Source organism: Microbacterium sp. NPDC086615, from assembly GCF_040686055.1.
In the GTDB taxonomy this organism is placed as follows: domain Bacteria; phylum Actinomycetota; class Actinomycetes; order Actinomycetales; family Microbacteriaceae; genus Microbacterium.
In genome coordinates this window covers 405137-421070 of record NZ_JBFBJJ010000001.1, presented here as the reverse complement: position 1 = coordinate 421070, position 15934 = coordinate 405137, and the positions used below count along the sequence as shown (strand labels likewise).

At 68.3% G+C, this 15934-nt stretch carries 16 protein-coding genes; 9 read left to right on the top strand and 7 right to left on the bottom strand.

Annotation, left to right across the window (positions count from 1 at the left end; all coding sequences use genetic code 11):
* Positions 1 to 55 precede the first annotated feature (55 nt).
* On the bottom strand, positions 56 to 1234 hold the full coding sequence (locus AB0O24_RS01985; protein WP_363372154.1) for an HNH endonuclease signature motif containing protein: 1179 nt from the start codon (positions 1232 to 1234) through the stop codon (positions 56 to 58).
* Between the two features lie 397 nt (positions 1235 to 1631).
* On the opposite strand from AB0O24_RS01985, the gene AB0O24_RS01980 reads away from it, so the two are divergent.
* Positions 1632 to 1814, top strand: coding sequence for an alternative tryptophan synthase beta-subunit (locus tag AB0O24_RS01980; RefSeq protein WP_275799917.1), 183 nt, complete (start codon positions 1632 to 1634; stop codon positions 1812 to 1814).
* A gap of 6 nt (positions 1815 to 1820) precedes the next feature.
* Here AB0O24_RS01980 and AB0O24_RS01975 read toward each other — a convergent pair whose 3' ends face one another.
* Positions 1821 to 3713, bottom strand: coding sequence for an alpha-amylase family protein (locus AB0O24_RS01975; RefSeq protein WP_363372151.1), 1893 nt, complete (start codon positions 3711 to 3713; stop codon positions 1821 to 1823).
* Positions 3714 to 3859: 146 nt separating this feature from the next.
* Between AB0O24_RS01975 and AB0O24_RS01970 the strand changes: the two genes are divergently transcribed.
* From AB0O24_RS01970 to AB0O24_RS01960, 3 genes are read left to right on the top strand one after another with little or no spacing between them, the layout of a single operon-like run.
* Complete coding sequence (locus AB0O24_RS01970) at positions 3860 to 4870, top strand: hypothetical protein (protein ID WP_363372149.1); 1011 nt, start codon at positions 3860 to 3862, stop codon at positions 4868 to 4870.
* The gene (locus AB0O24_RS01965) at positions 4867 to 5238 is read left to right on the top strand and encodes a GntR family transcriptional regulator (RefSeq protein WP_363372147.1); all 372 of its coding nucleotides are present in this window, start codon (positions 4867 to 4869) and stop codon (positions 5236 to 5238) included. The genes AB0O24_RS01970 and AB0O24_RS01965 overlap by 4 nt, the downstream gene beginning before the upstream one ends.
* Before the next feature lie 59 nt (positions 5239 to 5297).
* Positions 5298 to 6275, top strand: a complete 978-nt coding sequence (locus tag AB0O24_RS01960) for a DMT family transporter (protein ID WP_275799924.1) — start codon at positions 5298 to 5300, stop codon at positions 6273 to 6275.
* A 44-nt stretch (positions 6276 to 6319) separates the two neighbouring features.
* On the opposite strand, the gene AB0O24_RS01955 is transcribed toward AB0O24_RS01960, so the two are convergent.
* Entirely contained in the window at positions 6320 to 6877 is a 558-nt protein-coding gene (locus tag AB0O24_RS01955) for a nitroreductase family protein (protein ID WP_058597329.1), read from the bottom strand.
* Between the two features lie 14 nt (positions 6878 to 6891).
* Positions 6892 to 7299, bottom strand: a complete 408-nt coding sequence (gene msrB / locus AB0O24_RS01950; RefSeq protein WP_275799926.1) for a peptide-methionine (R)-S-oxide reductase MsrB — start codon at positions 7297 to 7299, stop codon at positions 6892 to 6894.
* Positions 7300 to 7373: 74 nt separating this feature from the next.
* Between msrB and AB0O24_RS01945 the strand changes: the two genes are divergently transcribed.
* From AB0O24_RS01945 to groL, 5 genes are all read left to right on the top strand, one after another.
* Positions 7374 to 8360, top strand: coding sequence for a DUF2332 domain-containing protein (locus tag AB0O24_RS01945; RefSeq protein WP_363372143.1), 987 nt, complete (start codon positions 7374 to 7376; stop codon positions 8358 to 8360).
* A gap of 10 nt (positions 8361 to 8370) precedes the next feature.
* Positions 8371 to 8616, top strand: coding sequence for a DUF3263 domain-containing protein (locus AB0O24_RS01940; RefSeq protein ID WP_058614745.1), 246 nt, complete (start codon positions 8371 to 8373; stop codon positions 8614 to 8616).
* A gap of 35 nt (positions 8617 to 8651) precedes the next feature.
* On the top strand, positions 8652 to 9236 hold the full coding sequence (locus AB0O24_RS01935) for a LytR C-terminal domain-containing protein (protein ID WP_363372141.1): 585 nt from the start codon (positions 8652 to 8654) through the stop codon (positions 9234 to 9236).
* A gap of 134 nt (positions 9237 to 9370) precedes the next feature.
* A complete protein-coding gene (locus tag AB0O24_RS01930) occupies positions 9371 to 9574 on the top strand; it encodes a cold shock domain-containing protein (RefSeq protein WP_013585848.1) in 204 nt (67 codons plus the stop codon).
* Positions 9575 to 9744: 170 nt separating this feature from the next.
* Positions 9745 to 11364: a chaperonin GroEL gene (groL, locus tag AB0O24_RS01925; RefSeq protein WP_058597322.1), complete on the top strand. Its 1620-nt coding sequence runs from the start codon at positions 9745 to 9747 to the stop codon at positions 11362 to 11364.
* Positions 11365 to 11685: 321 nt separating this feature from the next.
* On the opposite strand, the gene AB0O24_RS01920 is transcribed toward groL, so the two are convergent.
* The 3 genes from AB0O24_RS01920 to AB0O24_RS01910 form a co-directional block, all read right to left on the bottom strand.
* A complete protein-coding gene (locus AB0O24_RS01920) occupies positions 11686 to 13464 on the bottom strand; it encodes a HAMP domain-containing sensor histidine kinase (RefSeq protein ID WP_363372138.1) in 1779 nt (592 codons plus the stop codon).
* 31 nt (positions 13465 to 13495) lie between these two features.
* The gene (locus tag AB0O24_RS01915) at positions 13496 to 14188 is read right to left on the bottom strand and encodes a response regulator transcription factor (protein ID WP_013585852.1); all 693 of its coding nucleotides are present in this window, start codon (positions 14186 to 14188) and stop codon (positions 13496 to 13498) included.
* Between the two features lie 69 nt (positions 14189 to 14257).
* The gene (locus tag AB0O24_RS01910) at positions 14258 to 15907 is read right to left on the bottom strand and encodes a DNA repair helicase XPB (RefSeq protein ID WP_275799934.1); all 1650 of its coding nucleotides are present in this window, start codon (positions 15905 to 15907) and stop codon (positions 14258 to 14260) included.
* Positions 15908 to 15934: the final 27 nt, after the last annotated feature.

Below are 15934 nucleotides of genomic sequence, written 5' to 3'. Positions count from 1 at the left end.
TCGATGACGGTGGGCGTGCTCCGCACGTTACGCCGGGCCTCCGACATAACCTCGGCTACGCTGCGATGATCTTGTTCGACTTCGATCGATTGCACCGCCAGCAGAGGGTCTGCAAGTTCTCGACCTGCGTGAGCCCTCCTTTCGACACTGGCGTGATGTGATCCACCTCGAGGAGCAGGTTGGGTTCTACCTGGACTGACGCCGCGCAGTTCAGGCACTGCCACCCGTCACGGTCTTTGATGAACGTACGCAGCTTCGCCGTCATCAGCGCCCTCTGCCCGGCGGCGCTCTGGCGGAACTTAATCGAGCTCGCGAGGTACTCGATCATCGCGTCGATCGCCGCGGTGTCCATCTTCACCACCGTGCGCTGGGAACTATTCCCTCCTGCGCTGACGTACTCGAATCGATACTCCGGGTAGGGAACGACGACGGGCGACAGCTCAACACCCACCTGATCCATGAATTCCTGCGCGTAGTACTTCATGATGAACGCTGGTGGGTTGACGGCTCCGACGATCTGTGCCTCACGGGTGGCAAGATTCTGCACGGCGGCTTCCAAACTCGCGATGCTCTCGCCCAGCGCTTCGACGTCCGCGAGCGTGTCCTCCTTGGCTTTCATATCGAAGTACTTGGACACGTACTTGATCGGGTCCCCAGCAGCATTCCTGACCACCTGAAGGGAGCAGTTGTGGACATTGCTCGCGGCGTACTCAGCCACGTTGCGCTCACGCTGGTAGTTCTGGACGCTCGTATTCTCGAAGGTGGCGAGGTGCGCGTGCTTGCCAGTGCCGCTCGAGCCCACCTCGAATGATGCTCGTGCCCTGATCTCGTCGACGTACTGGGCGACCTCGTTGTGCTCGGCGGTGAGCCCCGCGATCTCAGCCTTGTGGGCCGCGAACTCTTCACTCGCGAAGTAACGCCTCTTGCGGATCGCCCGCACAATTTTTGGGGTAGCCCATGCGAGCACACCGATGAGCATCAGCGGCAGCGTGATGTACCAGAACGTGATGAGCAGCACGATCACGACAATCACGACACCGGCCACGATGAGATATGGCATTGCTGTGAACTCCCCCACTCGGTTTGAGTGAGCATATCCGGGTGTCGGCGCCATGTCGTAGCCTGGTTCCCCTCGGCCGGAGGATGGGAGCTTCGGCATGGGATCGGGCAGGATCAGCGACGACATGATCGCGCGCGCATCGACGACGAGACGGCCGCCGGGCAGTCGGGCCACGAGTCCCCGAAGATCACTAAGCGGCACGACATTCGGCGACTGCATCAGGGGCCGGACGTGCGCGCCATCCTCGAGCTATTCGCGTCGTGAGGGTCGCTTGCGTACCGCTTTTACCGGGATAGCACCGGATAGTTGCGGGATATTCTGGGTCAGTGGAGGCTCAATAAAACCAGGTCGGCGGGACATTCTGGGACGCCGCGGGCAATGAAGTTGCGCATACGGGGGTTGCAGGTTCAAGTCCTGTAGCCGGCACCACGTTCGATTCCCCGTCGTGTCCAACCTCGCGAGGGGCTTGGCTCGCTCACGGCCGGCTCTGACCGATTGTTCACACGATCGGAACGTCGTCGATGCCTCACGGGCCGGCGGCGGTGGCATCCTGCACGTGAGGAGGACTCTCATGGCTCGCCCACGCGTCGTCACCCACGCCTACCGCTACCCCGCAGGCTGGCAGGAAGTGAAGCACGAGCGCCTCACGCGAGAGTACGCCCGGGCCCTCAGTGCGGAGGGTTTCACGCTCGTGCGTGCCCGCCGCGGGTTCTTCGACGTACGCGAGGTCTCGCTGAGCTGGTACACCGGCTGAGGCGCCTCAGCGCAGCGCGACCCGCAGCCAGGTGACCCCGTGCGCGGGAAGCGTGCGGCCGGGCCGGAGCGAGACCTTGACGCCCTCGACGAGGTCCACGGCGTCGGGGACCAGTCCAGACAGGGTCAGCGGGGCGATGTGGACGGCGTGATCGCCGACGTTCGCGAGAACGAGAACCGAGCTGCCCGCCGCCCCCGGGCGCAGGAAGCCGACCACCGAATCGTGGTGCGCGTCGAAGGCGATGAGCTCGTTGCCCGCGAACTCGGGCGTCGCCCGCCGCAGGTCGATGAGGCGCGTCAGTCGAGCGAAGATCCGACCCGCCGGGGTCCCGGCATCCATTCGGTCGGCGTAGCCCTGCACGGGACGGAAGGGGCGGTGCACCCACCGGCTGTCCCCGGCTTCGTCGGGGCGGTCGCGGTATCCGTAATCGTTCAGCTGGGCGACCTCGTCGCCGAGATACAGCAGGGGAATGCCCCCGGTCGACAGCGCGAGGGCGTGCGCGAGGATCACACGGTCTTCGCCGCCCGCGTCGCCCGCTTCGATTCCCGCGAGGGATGCCGTGGTGCCGGTGACGCGGGCGTCGCCGGTGCGCGGGTTCTCCTGGAACGGCACCCCGCGGGCGAAGGTCCCGTCCGCTCGACCGACGTAGAAATCGTTGAGGAAGCGCCGGTGCGGGTAGCCGTCGATGCCGAGTTCGGCGGCATCCTCGTCGGCGAAGGTCCAGCCGATGTCGTCGTGGCTGCGCACGTAGTTGACCCACGCGGTGCCCTCGGGGAGGGCGTGCCGACGCTCGAGCGCCTGCTGCAGCAGGCGGCCGTCCCGGGTGGCCAGGGCCTCCCAGGTGAGGGCCATCTGCAGCGGGTTGTAGGAGATCTGGCACTCGTCGGGCGAGATGTACGAGACGACCTCGTCGGGATGCACGATCGCCTCGGACTTGAACAGCAGACCGGGCGCCGCCATCCGCAGCACGGCGTTGAACGCCTGCAGGAGCAGGTGCGCCTCCGGCAGTGACTCGCACGTCGTTCCGAGTCGCTTCCAGATGAAGGCCACGGCATCCATCCGCAGGATCTCCACGCCCTGGTTCGCGAGGAAGAGCATCTCGCCGGCCATCGCCTCGAAGACGGCGGGGTTGGCGTAGTTCAGGTCCCACTGGAAGTGGTAGAACGTGGCCCAGATCCACCGGCCGTCATCGAGCTGCACGAACGACCCCGGATGGTCGTCGGGGAAGATCTCGCGCGTCGTCTGCTCGTAGGCGTCGGGCATCTCGCGGTCGGGGAAGATCAGGTAGAAGTCCTCGTAACCGGCCTCGCCGGCGACGGCCTTCTGCGCCCACTCGTGCTCGTTGCTCGTGTGGTTGAAGATGAAGTCGACCACGAGAGAGATGCCCGCGCGGCGCAGGTCCGCGGCGAGCGCGGCAAGCTCCTCCATCGTTCCCAGCGCGGGGTTCACGCGTCGGTAGCTCGACACCGCGTAACCGCCGTCGCTGTTGCCTTCGGGGCTCTCGAACAGCGGCATGAGGTGCAGGTAGGTCAGCCCCAGCTCGCGGAAGTACGGGATCTGATCCCGGATGCCACTGAGTCCGCCCGCATACCGGTCGACGTAGCAGACGCCGCCGAGCATGCTCTCGCTCTCGAACCAATCGGGCTCGCCGTCGCGCGCGCGGTCGAGAGCGCGGAGGTCCGCGGGACGCTCCGCCCAGGAGCGGTGGGCGAGGTCGACGAGGGATGCCAAGCGCTCGAGTCCGTCGTACCGCTCGCCGTAGAGGCGGACGAAGAGCTCGTGCAGACGGGGCAGATGCAGTTCAGCATGAGCGAGGAACTCGCGATCGGTGCCCGACGACGCGGTCAGGTCTCCGAGAATGCGCGATACGTCATGGGGGCCGGGGCGGAGCTGGGTCACGGGGACAGCCTGACGCATTCGTGAGGGTGACGTCGACATCGACGTGGCGGTCAGTCCGTCTCGAAGGCCTCTCTGGCGCCCGCTCGTAAATTGTGTCGCATTTGTGGCACGCATTGGCTAAGAATGTGACACGAAAGGTGGTTGCCGTGAACGTAGAATATCTGTGGGACGTCTGGAGCCGGATGCTGCGGGCATCCCCGTGGGAGATCGTCTGGGGGCTGCTGTCGTCGCCCGTGGTCTGTGCCGCGCTCGGCATCGCGCTCGCTCTCGTCGTGGTGCGGGTGCGGCGCGGGAGCTCGACGGGGCGAAGCGTCCTCCGTGAGGAGCGGGTCGCGGTCGGCGCGATCGCGCTCGTCGTCGGGGTCGTCTGGGTCGTCGACCTCGCGTTGCGCGGCTACGTTCTCGACATGTCGGCCACCGTGTCGTGGTGGCGGTTCGCCGTCGCGCCGATCGCGGCTGCGGCGGGGATGGCGGTCTGGGGTGCACTCCTGCGGACGAAGGCGCCGCGGCGCACCGTCGACGCGACGTCGATCGCCCGGCGCACCTGGACGACCTTCGGCTCCCGCCCTGGCATCCGGATCCTCCTCGCGCTGATGGCCGTCACCGCGTGCGTCGTCGTCGTCTTCGGCCAGACGTCCGCCGCTCTCGAGCCGGGCGTCGCCGCTCACGTGGCCCTGGACGTGCCCAACGTCGATGCGCCACCCATCGTGACCGTCTTCCCCGGCTGGGCCTACGGCATCCCGTTGCTCGCGGGAGTGATCGCGCTCGCCGCGGGCGTCGTGTTCGCCCTGCATCGGAACGCCGTGCGTCCGTTCTCGGACCGTCTCCGGCTCGAGACGCAACGGTCCGGCCGGTCCGATGCGGCGCGTGACCTCGTCACGCTCGCTCTCGCTGTGATGCTCATCGCGCTCGGCGGGCTGCTGCACATGGCGCGCTCGGGTGCGGTCACGACCATGACCGTCATGACGGACTCGGGTGCCGAGGTGCGCCACGACGTCTCGCTCCCGCACGCCGACCTGATCCTCACCGGAGGCTTCGTGGCACCGTTCCTGCAGATCGGAGGCTGCATGCTCCTGGCGCTGCTGGTCGTCCGCGCCATCGGTCTCGTCCGCGCCCGACCGCGGCGCTCCGCTCCGCCGGTGGAGGTACCGGCATGACGGATGCCACGCGCACGCGACCCGAGAACGTCACCGCTCCCATCGATCTGCACCGCTTCTTCCGCGGTCTGATCCTGTCGGGCCGGCTCGGAGAGGGGGAGAAGCTGCCCACCGTGCGGCAAGCGGCCGCCGATTTCGGAGTCGCGCCCGGCACCGTGCAGAAGGCGTACCGGGCTCTCGAGCACGAGGGCCTCATCGTCAGCCGGGTGGGATCGGGGACGCGCGTCGCGCCGGGCGTCGCTCCGCTGCCGGCCGACCTGACCCGGCAGCTTCGCACCCTCGTCGACGCGGCCGTCGCCGAGGGGGTCGCGGTCGACACCCTCGCCGACGTGCTCCGGGTGATGTGGAACGACGCGCATACCCGCTGAGCGAGGCGACGAGCACCGTCGGCTCCCGTGGCGGCGCGTGAGGCGTCGTACGATCGACGATGGCCCTCACGGCGAGCGGCCGCGAGGAGAGCACCATGGCGCAGCGCGGGTCGATCGTCGCCGCCGTGGGTGGCGCCGTCGCGGTGGGGGCGATGACCGCGGTGCAGACGCGGGTGAACGGCAGCCTGGGCGCGGCGCTGAACGACGGCGTCCTCGCGGGAGCCGTCTCGTTCGGCTCCGGGCTCGTCGTGGTCTTGGCGATCGCCCTGGTGCTTCCTGCCGGGCGGCGCGGGATCGGTCGTCTGCTCGCGGGGGTGCGAGCGCGATCGATACCGGTGTGGATGCTGCTGGGCGGAGCCGCTGGCGCTTTCACCGTCGCGAGCCAGGGGCTGACCGTCGGGGCGATCGGGGTCGCCCTGTTCACCGTCGGGTTCGTCGCGGGCCAGACCAGCGGGGGACTCGCGCTCGATCGGGCCGGCTACGGTCCGGCCGGCGTGGTGGCGGTGACCCGCCCCCGCCTGATCGGCGCCCTCCTGGCGATCGCGGGGGTCGGCGTCTGTCTCGCGGACGGAGCGGTCGGCAGCGTTCCGCTCTGGATGATCCTGATCCCCGTCGTCGCGGGGGCCGGAGTGTCGTGGCAGCAGGGCACGAACGGGCGGCTGCGGGTGCGCGTCGACAGTCCTCTCACCGCGACCCTCGTGAATTTCCTGGGTGGCACGATCGTGTTGATCGCCGCTGCCGCCATCCACATCGGGTTCGCCGGACCGCCTCGCGCTCTCCCGGCAGATCCATGGCTGTATCTCGGCGGGACGATCGGCGTCGTCTACATCTTCCTGTCGGCGCAGATCGTGCGACGCACCGGAGTGCTCCTGCTCGGCCTCGGCTCCGTCACAGGTCTGCTGAGCACGTCGGTCGTGCTCGACGCGTTCTGGCCGGCGCCCGCGGCCCCCTCGACACCGATCGCCCTCCTCGCCGCGGGAACCGCCCTCCTGGGTGTCGCGGTCGCGGCGGTCCCGTGGCGCCGCCGCACACGCTGACGCCGCCGGCGATCACGTCACCGACGGCGTCACGCGGCAGGATCTCAGAGAGCGGCGGCTTCGCCCTTCGCCTTCTTCCGGGATTTGGTCCCGGGCAGTCGCGAGATGTGCTTCGTGGCATCCACGGTCTTCCGGCGGACCGGACGCGAGCGCTGCGGCTTGCCGCCGACGTAGAGCCACCCCAGCAGGACCTCGCCCTTCTTCAGGCCGTGGGCCTTCGCCAGTGACTTGCTGCGCGTCTTGTCGTCGGTGCGCCAGAACACGCCGAAGCCGGCCTCGTCGAGCGCGAGGCTCAGCATGTGGGCGACGCCGGATGCCACGGCCTCCTGCTCCCACGCGGGGATCTTCTTCGACGACACGTCGGCGACCACGGCGAGGATCAGCGGGGCGCGGCGCGGCTTGGAGGAATGGCCCTTCTTGCCGTCCGCCTTGTTCAATGCGCGGGCGAGGATGTCGCGATCGCTCCCGCGGATCTCGATGATCCGCCACGGGCGCAGGGACTTGTGATCGGCGACGCGACCGGCCGCGGCGACGAAGGCCTCGAGTTCGACGCTCGTCGGCGCGAGATCCGTGACCTTCGACCACGACCGACGGTCGCGCATCGCCTCGAGCGCGCTCACGCCTGCTCTTCCGGGGTGAAGGTGAGCGACAGCGAGTTCATGCAGTAACGGTCGCCGGTGGGCGTACCGAAGCCGTCGGGGAAGACGTGGCCCAGGTGCGATCCGCAGTTCGCGCAGCGCACCTCGGTGCGCTGCATGCCGTGGCTGTTGTCTTCGAGCAGCTCGACGGCCTCGGGCCGCACCGACTCGTAGAAGCTCGGCCACCCGCAGTGCGAGTCGAACTTGGTGCCGCTCTGGAACAGCTCGGCGCCGCACGCGGCGCACGTGTAGAGGCCCGCGCGGCTCTCGTCCAGGAGCTCACCGGTCCACGCGCGCTCGGTCCCCGCCTGCCGCAGCACCGCGTACTGCTCGGGCGAGAGCTCCTCGCGCCACTGGTCGTCGGACTTTTCGACGGCATATGTCATTGCAAGGTCCCCTTCGTTCACGTCCTATTCTCTCGTGCCGGACGCCGATCAGGTCGGCGAGAGAGAATTCTCGGATGCACCAGGATGCCGTGACCACCGTCGTCGATCGCTACCGCCGATTCGCGCGCGATGAGGCTCCCGGTCGGTCGGTGCTGTATGCGATCTGGGCGGAGCGCGTCGTCGCCGATGCCGAGGTGACCGAGGTCGTGGCGCGCATCGCGGAGACGCACCGCCAGCCGCCGCTCGTGTTCGCCGTGATGCGACTCCTCGGTGCACCGGACGGTGTCGACGCCTGGGCGGACTGGGTGGTCGCTCACGCGGACGCCCTCGTCGCGGAGTGCGATCGTCGGAGCGTACAGACGAACGAACCCCAGCGCTGTGCGGCGTTGCTGCCGGCGCTCTCGCTCATCGAGGGGCCGATCGCGCTGCTCGAGGTCGGCGCGAGCGCGGGTCTCTGTCTGTACCCCGATCGCTACTCCTACCGCTATCGCCGGGGCGCGGAGGTGGTCTCTCTCGACCCGGTCGACGGACCGAGCCCGGTGGTGCTCGAGTGCGACCTCGACGGTGTCCCGCCCCTGCGGATGCCCGAGATCGTGTGGCGCGCGGGCATCGACCTGAACCCTCTCGACGCCCGCGACGCGGAGGACCGGGCGTGGCTGACGGGACTGGTGTGGCCGGGGGAGGAGGGACGGCGCGAGCGTATCGTCGCCGCGCTCGACATCGCGGCATCCGATCCTCCGCTCCTCATCGAGGGTGACGGCGCCGCCGCGCTGCCGGCGCTCGCCGCGGACGCCCCGCGAGAGGCGACGCTCGTCGTCACGACGCCCGGCGTCCTCGCGCACGTCCCCCGTGTCGGGCGCGCGGACGTGATCGCCGCTGCGCGGCGGGCCGGACGCTGGATCACCCTCGACGCACCGGGACTCCACGACGGATGGACGAGCCCGCCGGACGTGCGCTCGGACGGCTTCGCGCTCGCGCTCGACGGCGACGTGCTCGGGGGCGTGGATCCCCTCGGGGCGTGGGTGGCGTGGCATCCGAAGATACGCTCCGGCGCGCAGTAGCGTCGATCCCGTGCCTCTTTCCGACCGCGACCGCGAGATCCTCGCTTTCGAGGGTGAGTGGCGTCGGCACGGAGGTGCGAAGGAGGAGGCGATCCGCAGCGCCTTCGACATGCCGCCCGCGCGCTACTACCAGCTGCTCGGGCGAGTGATCGACCGACCCGAGGCCCTCGCGCACGACCCGATGCTCGTTCGTCGTCTGCGGCGTCTGCGTGACGGCGACCCGCGCACGCGGCTCGACCGCGCCGCGACCCTGTGACGGGGCGCAAAGGCAACGACCGGTAGCATCGTCCAATGGCCAGATCGACCTTCCCTCGGGATCGCTTCGACGACCTCCCCGCCGAATCCGGCCGCATCGGTGCGCACCGCGCTGAGAACCCGCATCTCCGGGGTTGGGTCGTGTTCCTGTGGGCGGCGGTGGCCACCGTGGTCCTCATCGCCGTCGGCATCTTCGGAACGCTCGTGGTCTCGGGGCGCATCTCGTTCGGCTCCGAGCCCGTCGCGACGCCGACGATCGTCCCCACGACCCCGGCGGTGATCGACCCCTCGTACTCTGTCGTCGTGCTCAACGGCACGTCCGACGAAGGTCTCGCCGGCAACCTGCGCGATCAGATCATCGCGGCGGGGTGGGCGGCGGACACGGTCCAGACCGGCGACTCCGACACGACCGACTTCGCGACGACGACCATCTATTACCTGCGCCCGGAAGACGAGCAGGCCGCCCGGGGGCTCGCAGACGCCATCGGAGGGGCCGAGGTCGCGCAGAGCGACTTCCTCCAGCCCACCGACGACCCGAACACGCCCGACGACGAGAGTGCCGAGAAGCGGCTGATCGTCGTGATCGGCCTCGATCGCGCGGCGGCCCAGCCCACCCCCTGACGCCCTCGCGGCCCGCGTGTTTCCGCGGCGTAAAAAGTTCGGTGCACGCACGTCAACAATGCCGCTGACGGCCGATTCCGCGCATCTTCGCGTGCTTACGTTGACCTCGTCATCCAGCAACACAGGAGATTCGCATGACGCAGGGCACCGTCAAATGGTTCAACGCCGAGAAGGGTTACGGCTTCATCACCGTGACGGACGGCCAGGACGTTTTCGTTCACTACTCGAACATCGAGATGTCGGGCTTCCGTGTTCTCGAGGAGGGGCAGGCGGTCGAGTTCACCGTCGGCTCCGGCCAGAAGGGACCGCAGGCCGAGTCGGTTCGCCTGATGGCTTAACACGACGTTTCGCACGCCGTGGCATCCGTTCGACGGATGCCACGGCGTCGTGCTGTGCGGCACGGCTCGCGGCTTGCACTCCCTAGGGGCGAGTGCCAGAATGAGTTAGCACTCGCTTTCGTCGAGTGCCAAAATCTGGAAGTCACCCGTCCGGGAGGGACGACACACTTATGGCAAAGATCATCGCTTTCGACGAGGAGGCCCGCCGCGGCCTCGAGCGCGGCCTCAACACGCTGGCCGACGCCGTCAAGGTGACGCTCGGCCCCCGCGGTCGCAACGTCGTGCTCGAGAAGAAGTGGGGCGCTCCCACGATCACGAACGACGGCGTCTCGATCGCCAAGGAGATCGAGCTCGACGACCCGTACGAGAAGATCGGCGCTGAGCTGGTCAAGGAGGTCGCCAAGAAGACCGACGACGTCGCGGGTGACGGCACCACCACCGCTACCGTCCTCGCTCAGGCGCTCGTTCGCGAGGGCCTGCGCAACGTCGCCGCCGGCGCCGACCCCATCTCGCTCAAGAAGGGCATCGAGAAGGCCGTCAAGGCCGTCACCGACGAGCTTCTCGCCTCGGCGAAGGAGGTCGAGTCGAAGGAGCAGATCGCCGCGACCGCCTCCATCTCGGCCGCCGACCCCGCGATCGGCGAGCTCATCGCCGAGGCCATCGACAAGGTGGGCAAGGAAGGCGTCGTCACCGTCGAGGAGTCGAACACCTTCGGCACCGAGCTCGAGCTCACCGAGGGCATGCGCTTCGACAAGGGCTACATCAACCCCTACTTCGTCACCGACCCCGAGCGTCAGGAGGCGGTCTTCGAAGACCCGTACATCCTGATCGCGAACCAGAAGATCTCGAACATCAAGGACCTTCTGCCCATCGTCGACAAGGTGATCCAGGAGGGCAAGGAGCTCCTCATCATCGCCGAGGACGTCGAGGGCGAAGCTCTCGCGACGCTCGTGCTCAACAAGATCCGCGGCATCTTCAAGTCGGCGGCCGTCAAGGCCCCCGGCTTCGGCGACCGTCGCAAGGCGCAGCTCCAGGACATCGCGATCCTCACCGGCGGCCAGGTCATCACCGAAGAGGTGGGCCTCAAGCTCGAGAACGCGACCGTCGACCTGCTCGGCCGTGCCCGCAAGGTCATCATCACCAAGGACGAGACCACGATCGTCGAGGGTGCCGGTGAGTCGGAGCTGATCGAGGGTCGCGTGACCCAGATCCGCCGCGAGATCGAGAACACCGACAGCGACTACGACCGTGAGAAGCTCCAGGAGCGCCTCGCGAAGCTCGCCGGTGGCGTCGCCGTCATCAAGGCCGGCGCGGCCACGGAGGTCGAGCTCAAGGAGCGCAAGCACCGCATCGAAGACGCCGTCCGCAACGCGAAGGCCGCCGTCGAAGAGGGCGTCGTCGCCGGTGGTGGCGTCGCGCTCATCCAGGCGGGCAAGACGGCGTTCGCGTCGCTCGAGCTCTCGGGTGACGAGGCCACCGGTGCGAACATCGTCAAGGTCGCCATCGAGGCCCCGCTCAAGCAGATCGCGCTGAACGCCGGTCTCGAGCCCGGTGTCGTCGCGAACAAGGTCGCGGAGCTCGAGGTCGGTCACGGCCTCAACGCCGCAACCGGCGAGTACGGCGACCTCTTCGCGCAGGGCATCATCGACCCCGCCAAGGTCACGCGCTCCGCGCTGCAGAACGCCGCGTCGATCGCCGGTCTGTTCCTCACGACCGAGGCCGTCGTCGCCGACAAGCCCGAGAAGGTCGCCGCTCCCGCGGGCGACCCGACGGGTGGCATGGACTTCTGATCCACGCCTGACGCGTCATGAGAACGCCCCCTCCTTCGGGAGGGGGCGTTCTCTCGTTCTCGGCCGCGACCGAACCCGCGGGCGACCCAGATGAGATGACTCGCGCCGAATACTCGCGGCGGGAGCGTCAGGGTGAGCATTCGGCGCACGTCAGCGTGCTCGTCCTCGTTCCCCTCGTTCCACGTCAGCGTGGCGAGGGGAACGAGGGGGAGCGGACGAGGCCGCGGGTACGGCGCGGGGGGCGGGCGCGGGCACGGCGAGGGGCGCCGTGTTGCCGGGCGCAGGGCAGGCGGGTGACAGCGAGCGCGGGGCGCGGAAGGGTCACGCGGTCGGCGACTCGGGCCGGTAGTCCTCGGGGAGACGCTGGAGCGGCTGCGTCTCGATCAGCGCGTGCTCCTGCGCGTCGCGTCGATCGGCGAGGGGAAGGGAGACCCGGAAGGTCGCTCCTCCGCCGGGGGTGTCGACGACCTCGACCTTTCCATGCAGAAGATCGACGATGGATGCCACGATCGACAGGCCGAGACCCGACCCGCCCGTCTCCCGCGTGCGCGAGGTGTCCGCCCGCCAGAACCGCTGGAAGATCTGGTCGCGAATCTGCTCGGGAACCCCTTCGCCGTGGTCGATGATCTCGATCCACCCCATGTCGGCATCGGCATCCACGCCCACGCGCAGTCCGATGGGGGAGTCGTCGGGGGTGAACCGCCGCGCGTTGCCCAGAAGGTTCGTCACGACCTGTCGCACCTTGTTCTCGTCGCCCAACACGATCGGCGCGAGGCGGGGCGACGAACGGACGGGTTTCGCCGAACTCGTGGCGGGGGGCGAGGACTCGGCAGCGAGCTCGACGACCGGGCCGTCGCCGGTGTCCTTGGCTCGACGCCTCAGACGCGACAGCGTCGCACCCGCGATCGCCATCGCCGAGGTCGTCGGAGCGCCTCTGCGACGACCGTTCGCGCCCGTGGCATCCGTCTCCGTCTTGGGCAGCACGTCGAGGCTCATGACGGGCAGCACGATCTCGTCGCGGCTGGTCGTGTCGTCGACCGTGACCTCGCGCTGCGGTGAGGTGACGCGCAGGTCGAGGGCGGCGTCGCGCGCGATGGGGCGGAGGTCGATCGCGGTGATGCTCACGTCGCGACGCTCGTCGAGGCGCGCGAGAGCCAGGAGGTCTTCGACGAGGGCACCCATGCGGATCGCCTCCTTCTCGATCCGCTCCATCGACTGGGCGACATCCTCGTCGGAGCGGATGGCACCCATCCGGTAGAGCTCGGCGTAGCCGCGCATCGTGACCAGGGGAGTGCGCAGCTCGTGGCTCGCGTCGCCGATGAACCGGCGCATCTGCCGGACGGTGGCGTCCCGCTGTCCGAGCGCTCCGTCGATGCGCGCGAGCATGGCGTTGATCGCCGTCTTGAGGCGACCGACCTCGGTGTCGGGGACGATGTCGGTGAGACGTTGGCTGAAGTCGCCGGCCGCGATGTCCATCGCGGTGGTCTCGACCTGATTCAGACTCCGGAACGTGAGGGTCACGAGCCAGCGGGTCAGCAGCGCGCTCGCTATGAGGATGAGCAGAGCGACGAAGCCGTAGATGCCGACGTAGGCCGCGACGATCCGATCCGTCGGTCCGAGCGGCTGGATCACCATCTGGGTGTAAGAGCCACTGTTGGGTACTTCGAAAAGACCCACGCGCGCGATGAAGTGCTGCCCCGTGACCGGGTCATCCAGGTCGATGCGCTTGTCGAGCTGCGTGTAGGTCTGCGGCGTCGTGAACGTGTCGGGCAGTTGCGGCGTGGCCTTCGTCGACGTGCCGTTGAAGAAGGCCTCGCGCTGGCCCTCGGCGTTGTAGACGACGACCATCGACCCGATCTGCGGGGCGTTCTCGACCGGCGTGAACACCATCCGACCGTCTTCGTTGGTCGTCGTGAAGATGGTGTTCGCGATGTTGCCCGCCGCCTGCTGTGCCAGCTGCTCGTCGAGGTTGTTCACGAGCGTGGTGCGCAGGAAGACCATCGTGCCGATGCCGGCGGCGAACAGCCCGACCGCGAGGAGCGTGACAGTGACGCCGGTGACCTTGGCCCGCAGGCTCAGTCGGCGCCACCAGCGCGTCACGGCATCGTCGGAGTGCAGGAGGAGTCTCCGCTCAGACGGTCTTGCCCGACTTCAGCATGTAGCCGAAGCCGCGCTTGGTCTGGATGAGCGGCTCCGAGGAGTGCGGGTCGATCTTGCGGCGGAGGTAGGAGATGTAGCTCTCGACGATGCCGGCGTCGCCGTTGAAGTCGTACTCCCAGACGTGGTCGAGGATCTGCGCCTTCGACAGCACACGGTTGGGGTTGAGCATGAGGTAACGCAGGAGCTTGAACTCCGTGGGGCTGAGGTCGATCGAGACGTCGCCGACGCTGACGTCGTGCGTGTCCTGGTCCATCGTGAGCTCGCCCGTGCGGATGATCGACTCCTCGTCGGCCTGCATCGTGCGGCGGAGGATCGCCTGGATGCGCGCGACGATCTCGTCGAGGCTGAACGGCTTGGTGACGTAGTCATCGCCTCCGGCGTTCAGCCCCATGATCTTGTCTTCGGTCTCGTCCTTGGCCGTGAGGAAGAGGATCGGAGCGGTGTAGCCGGCGCCGCGGAGACGCTTGGTGACACTGAACCCGTTCATGTCCGGCAGCATCACGTCGAGCACGATGAGGTCGGGTTCTTCTTCGAGCACGGCCGAGATCGTCTGCGCGCCGTTGGCCACGGCTCGCACCTGGAAACCGGCGAAGCGCAGGCTCGTGATGAGCAGATCGCGGATGTTCGGTTCGTCGTCCACGACGAGGATGCGAGGAGCTGTCATGCCCTCATTATCGTGACTGCACCCAGCAAAGTGCTGGATATGGAACGGAAAGCCGCACCCTGGTATGTCTCAGGCAGCCGCGGCGTCGATCCCGTCGGCATCCAGAATCGTGTACGCGTACCCCTGTTCGGCGAGGAATCGCTGGCGGTTCTGCGCGAAATCCTGGTCGACCGTGTCGCGCGCGATGAGCGTGTAGAAGCTCGCCGTGTGGTTCGACTGCTTCGGTCGCAGCAGGCGCCCGAGGCGCTGCGCCTCTTCTTGACGCGACCCGAAGGATCCCGAGACCTGGATGGCGACCGACGCCTCGGGCAGGTCGACCGAGAAATTCGCGACCTTCGACACGATGAGGAGCGAGATCTCTCCCACGCGGAAGGCCTGGAACAGCTCTTCGCGCTCCGCCACGGGGGTCGCCCCCGTGATCTTCGGCGCGTCGAGGGCCTCGGACAGCTCATCGATCTGGTCGAGGTACTGACCGATGACGAGGATGCGCTCGTCGGGGTGGCGCTCGACGAGCCGGCGCACGACGTCGATCTTCGCGGGAGCCGTCGCGGCCAGCCGGTAACGGTCTTCGTCGGCCGCGGCGGCGTATTCGAGCCGCTCGCCGGCGGGCAGGTCGATGCGCACCTCGTAGCACGCGGCCGGCGAGATGAAGCCCTGCGCCTCGATCTCTTTCCACGGCGCGTCGAACCGCTTGGGGCCGATCAGGCTGAAGACGTCGCCCTCGCGTCCGTCCTCGCGCACGAGCGTGGCGGTCAGCCCCAGGCGCCGCCGCGCCTGCAGGTCGGCGGTGAGCTTGAAGACGGGAGCGGGGAGGAGGTGCACCTCGTCGTAGAGGACCAGACCCCAGTCGAGCGCGTCGAGCAGGGCGAGGTGGGCGTATTCTCCCTTCCGCTTCGCGGTGAGGATCTGGTACGTCGCGATCGTGACGGGCTTGATCTCTTTGACCTGGCCCGAGTACTCGCCGATCTCTTCGGGGGTGAGCGTCGTGCGGCGGAGCAGCTCGTCGCGCCACTGCCGGGCGCTCACGGTGTTCGTCACCAGGATGAGGGTCGTCGTGCGGGTGTCGGCCATGGCGCCCGCTCCGACGAGGGTCTTGCCCGCCCCGCAGGGGAGCACCACGACACCCGAACCGCCCTCGGAGAACGAGTCGACGGCTTGCCGCTGGTACGGGCGCAGGCTCCACCCGTCCTCGGCGAGATCGATCGGGTGCGGGGTGCCCGGTGTGTAGCCGGCGAGATCTTCGGCGGGCCAGCCGATCTTGAGGAGCTCCTGCTTGATGTGGCCTCGCGCCCACGCGTCGATCAGGTAGGTGTCGGGCGTGGGGTGCCCGATGAGCAGGGGTGAGATGCGCTTGTTGCGTGAAACCTCGCCGAGCACCGCCGGGTCGGTCGAGCGGAGGACGAGCTCGTTCTCGTCGTTGCGTTCGATGACCAGGCGTCCGTAGCGGTTGACGGTCTCGCGGATGTCGGTGCTCACCGAAGCCGGGACCGGGAAGCGCGACCAGCGGTCGAGCGTCTCGAGCATCGCGTCGGCGTCGTGGCCGGCCGCCCGCGCGTTCCAGAGCCCTAGCCGGGTGATCCGATAGGTGTGGATGTGCTCGGGTGCGCGCTCGAGCTCGGCGAAGACCGCGAGCTCATGCCGCGCCGTCTCCGCCTCGGGGTGTGCGACCTCGAGGAGGACGGTGCGGTCGCTCTGCACGATCAAGGGGCCGTCAGCCATAGCGTTCGAGTCTACCGGGGTCGCGGC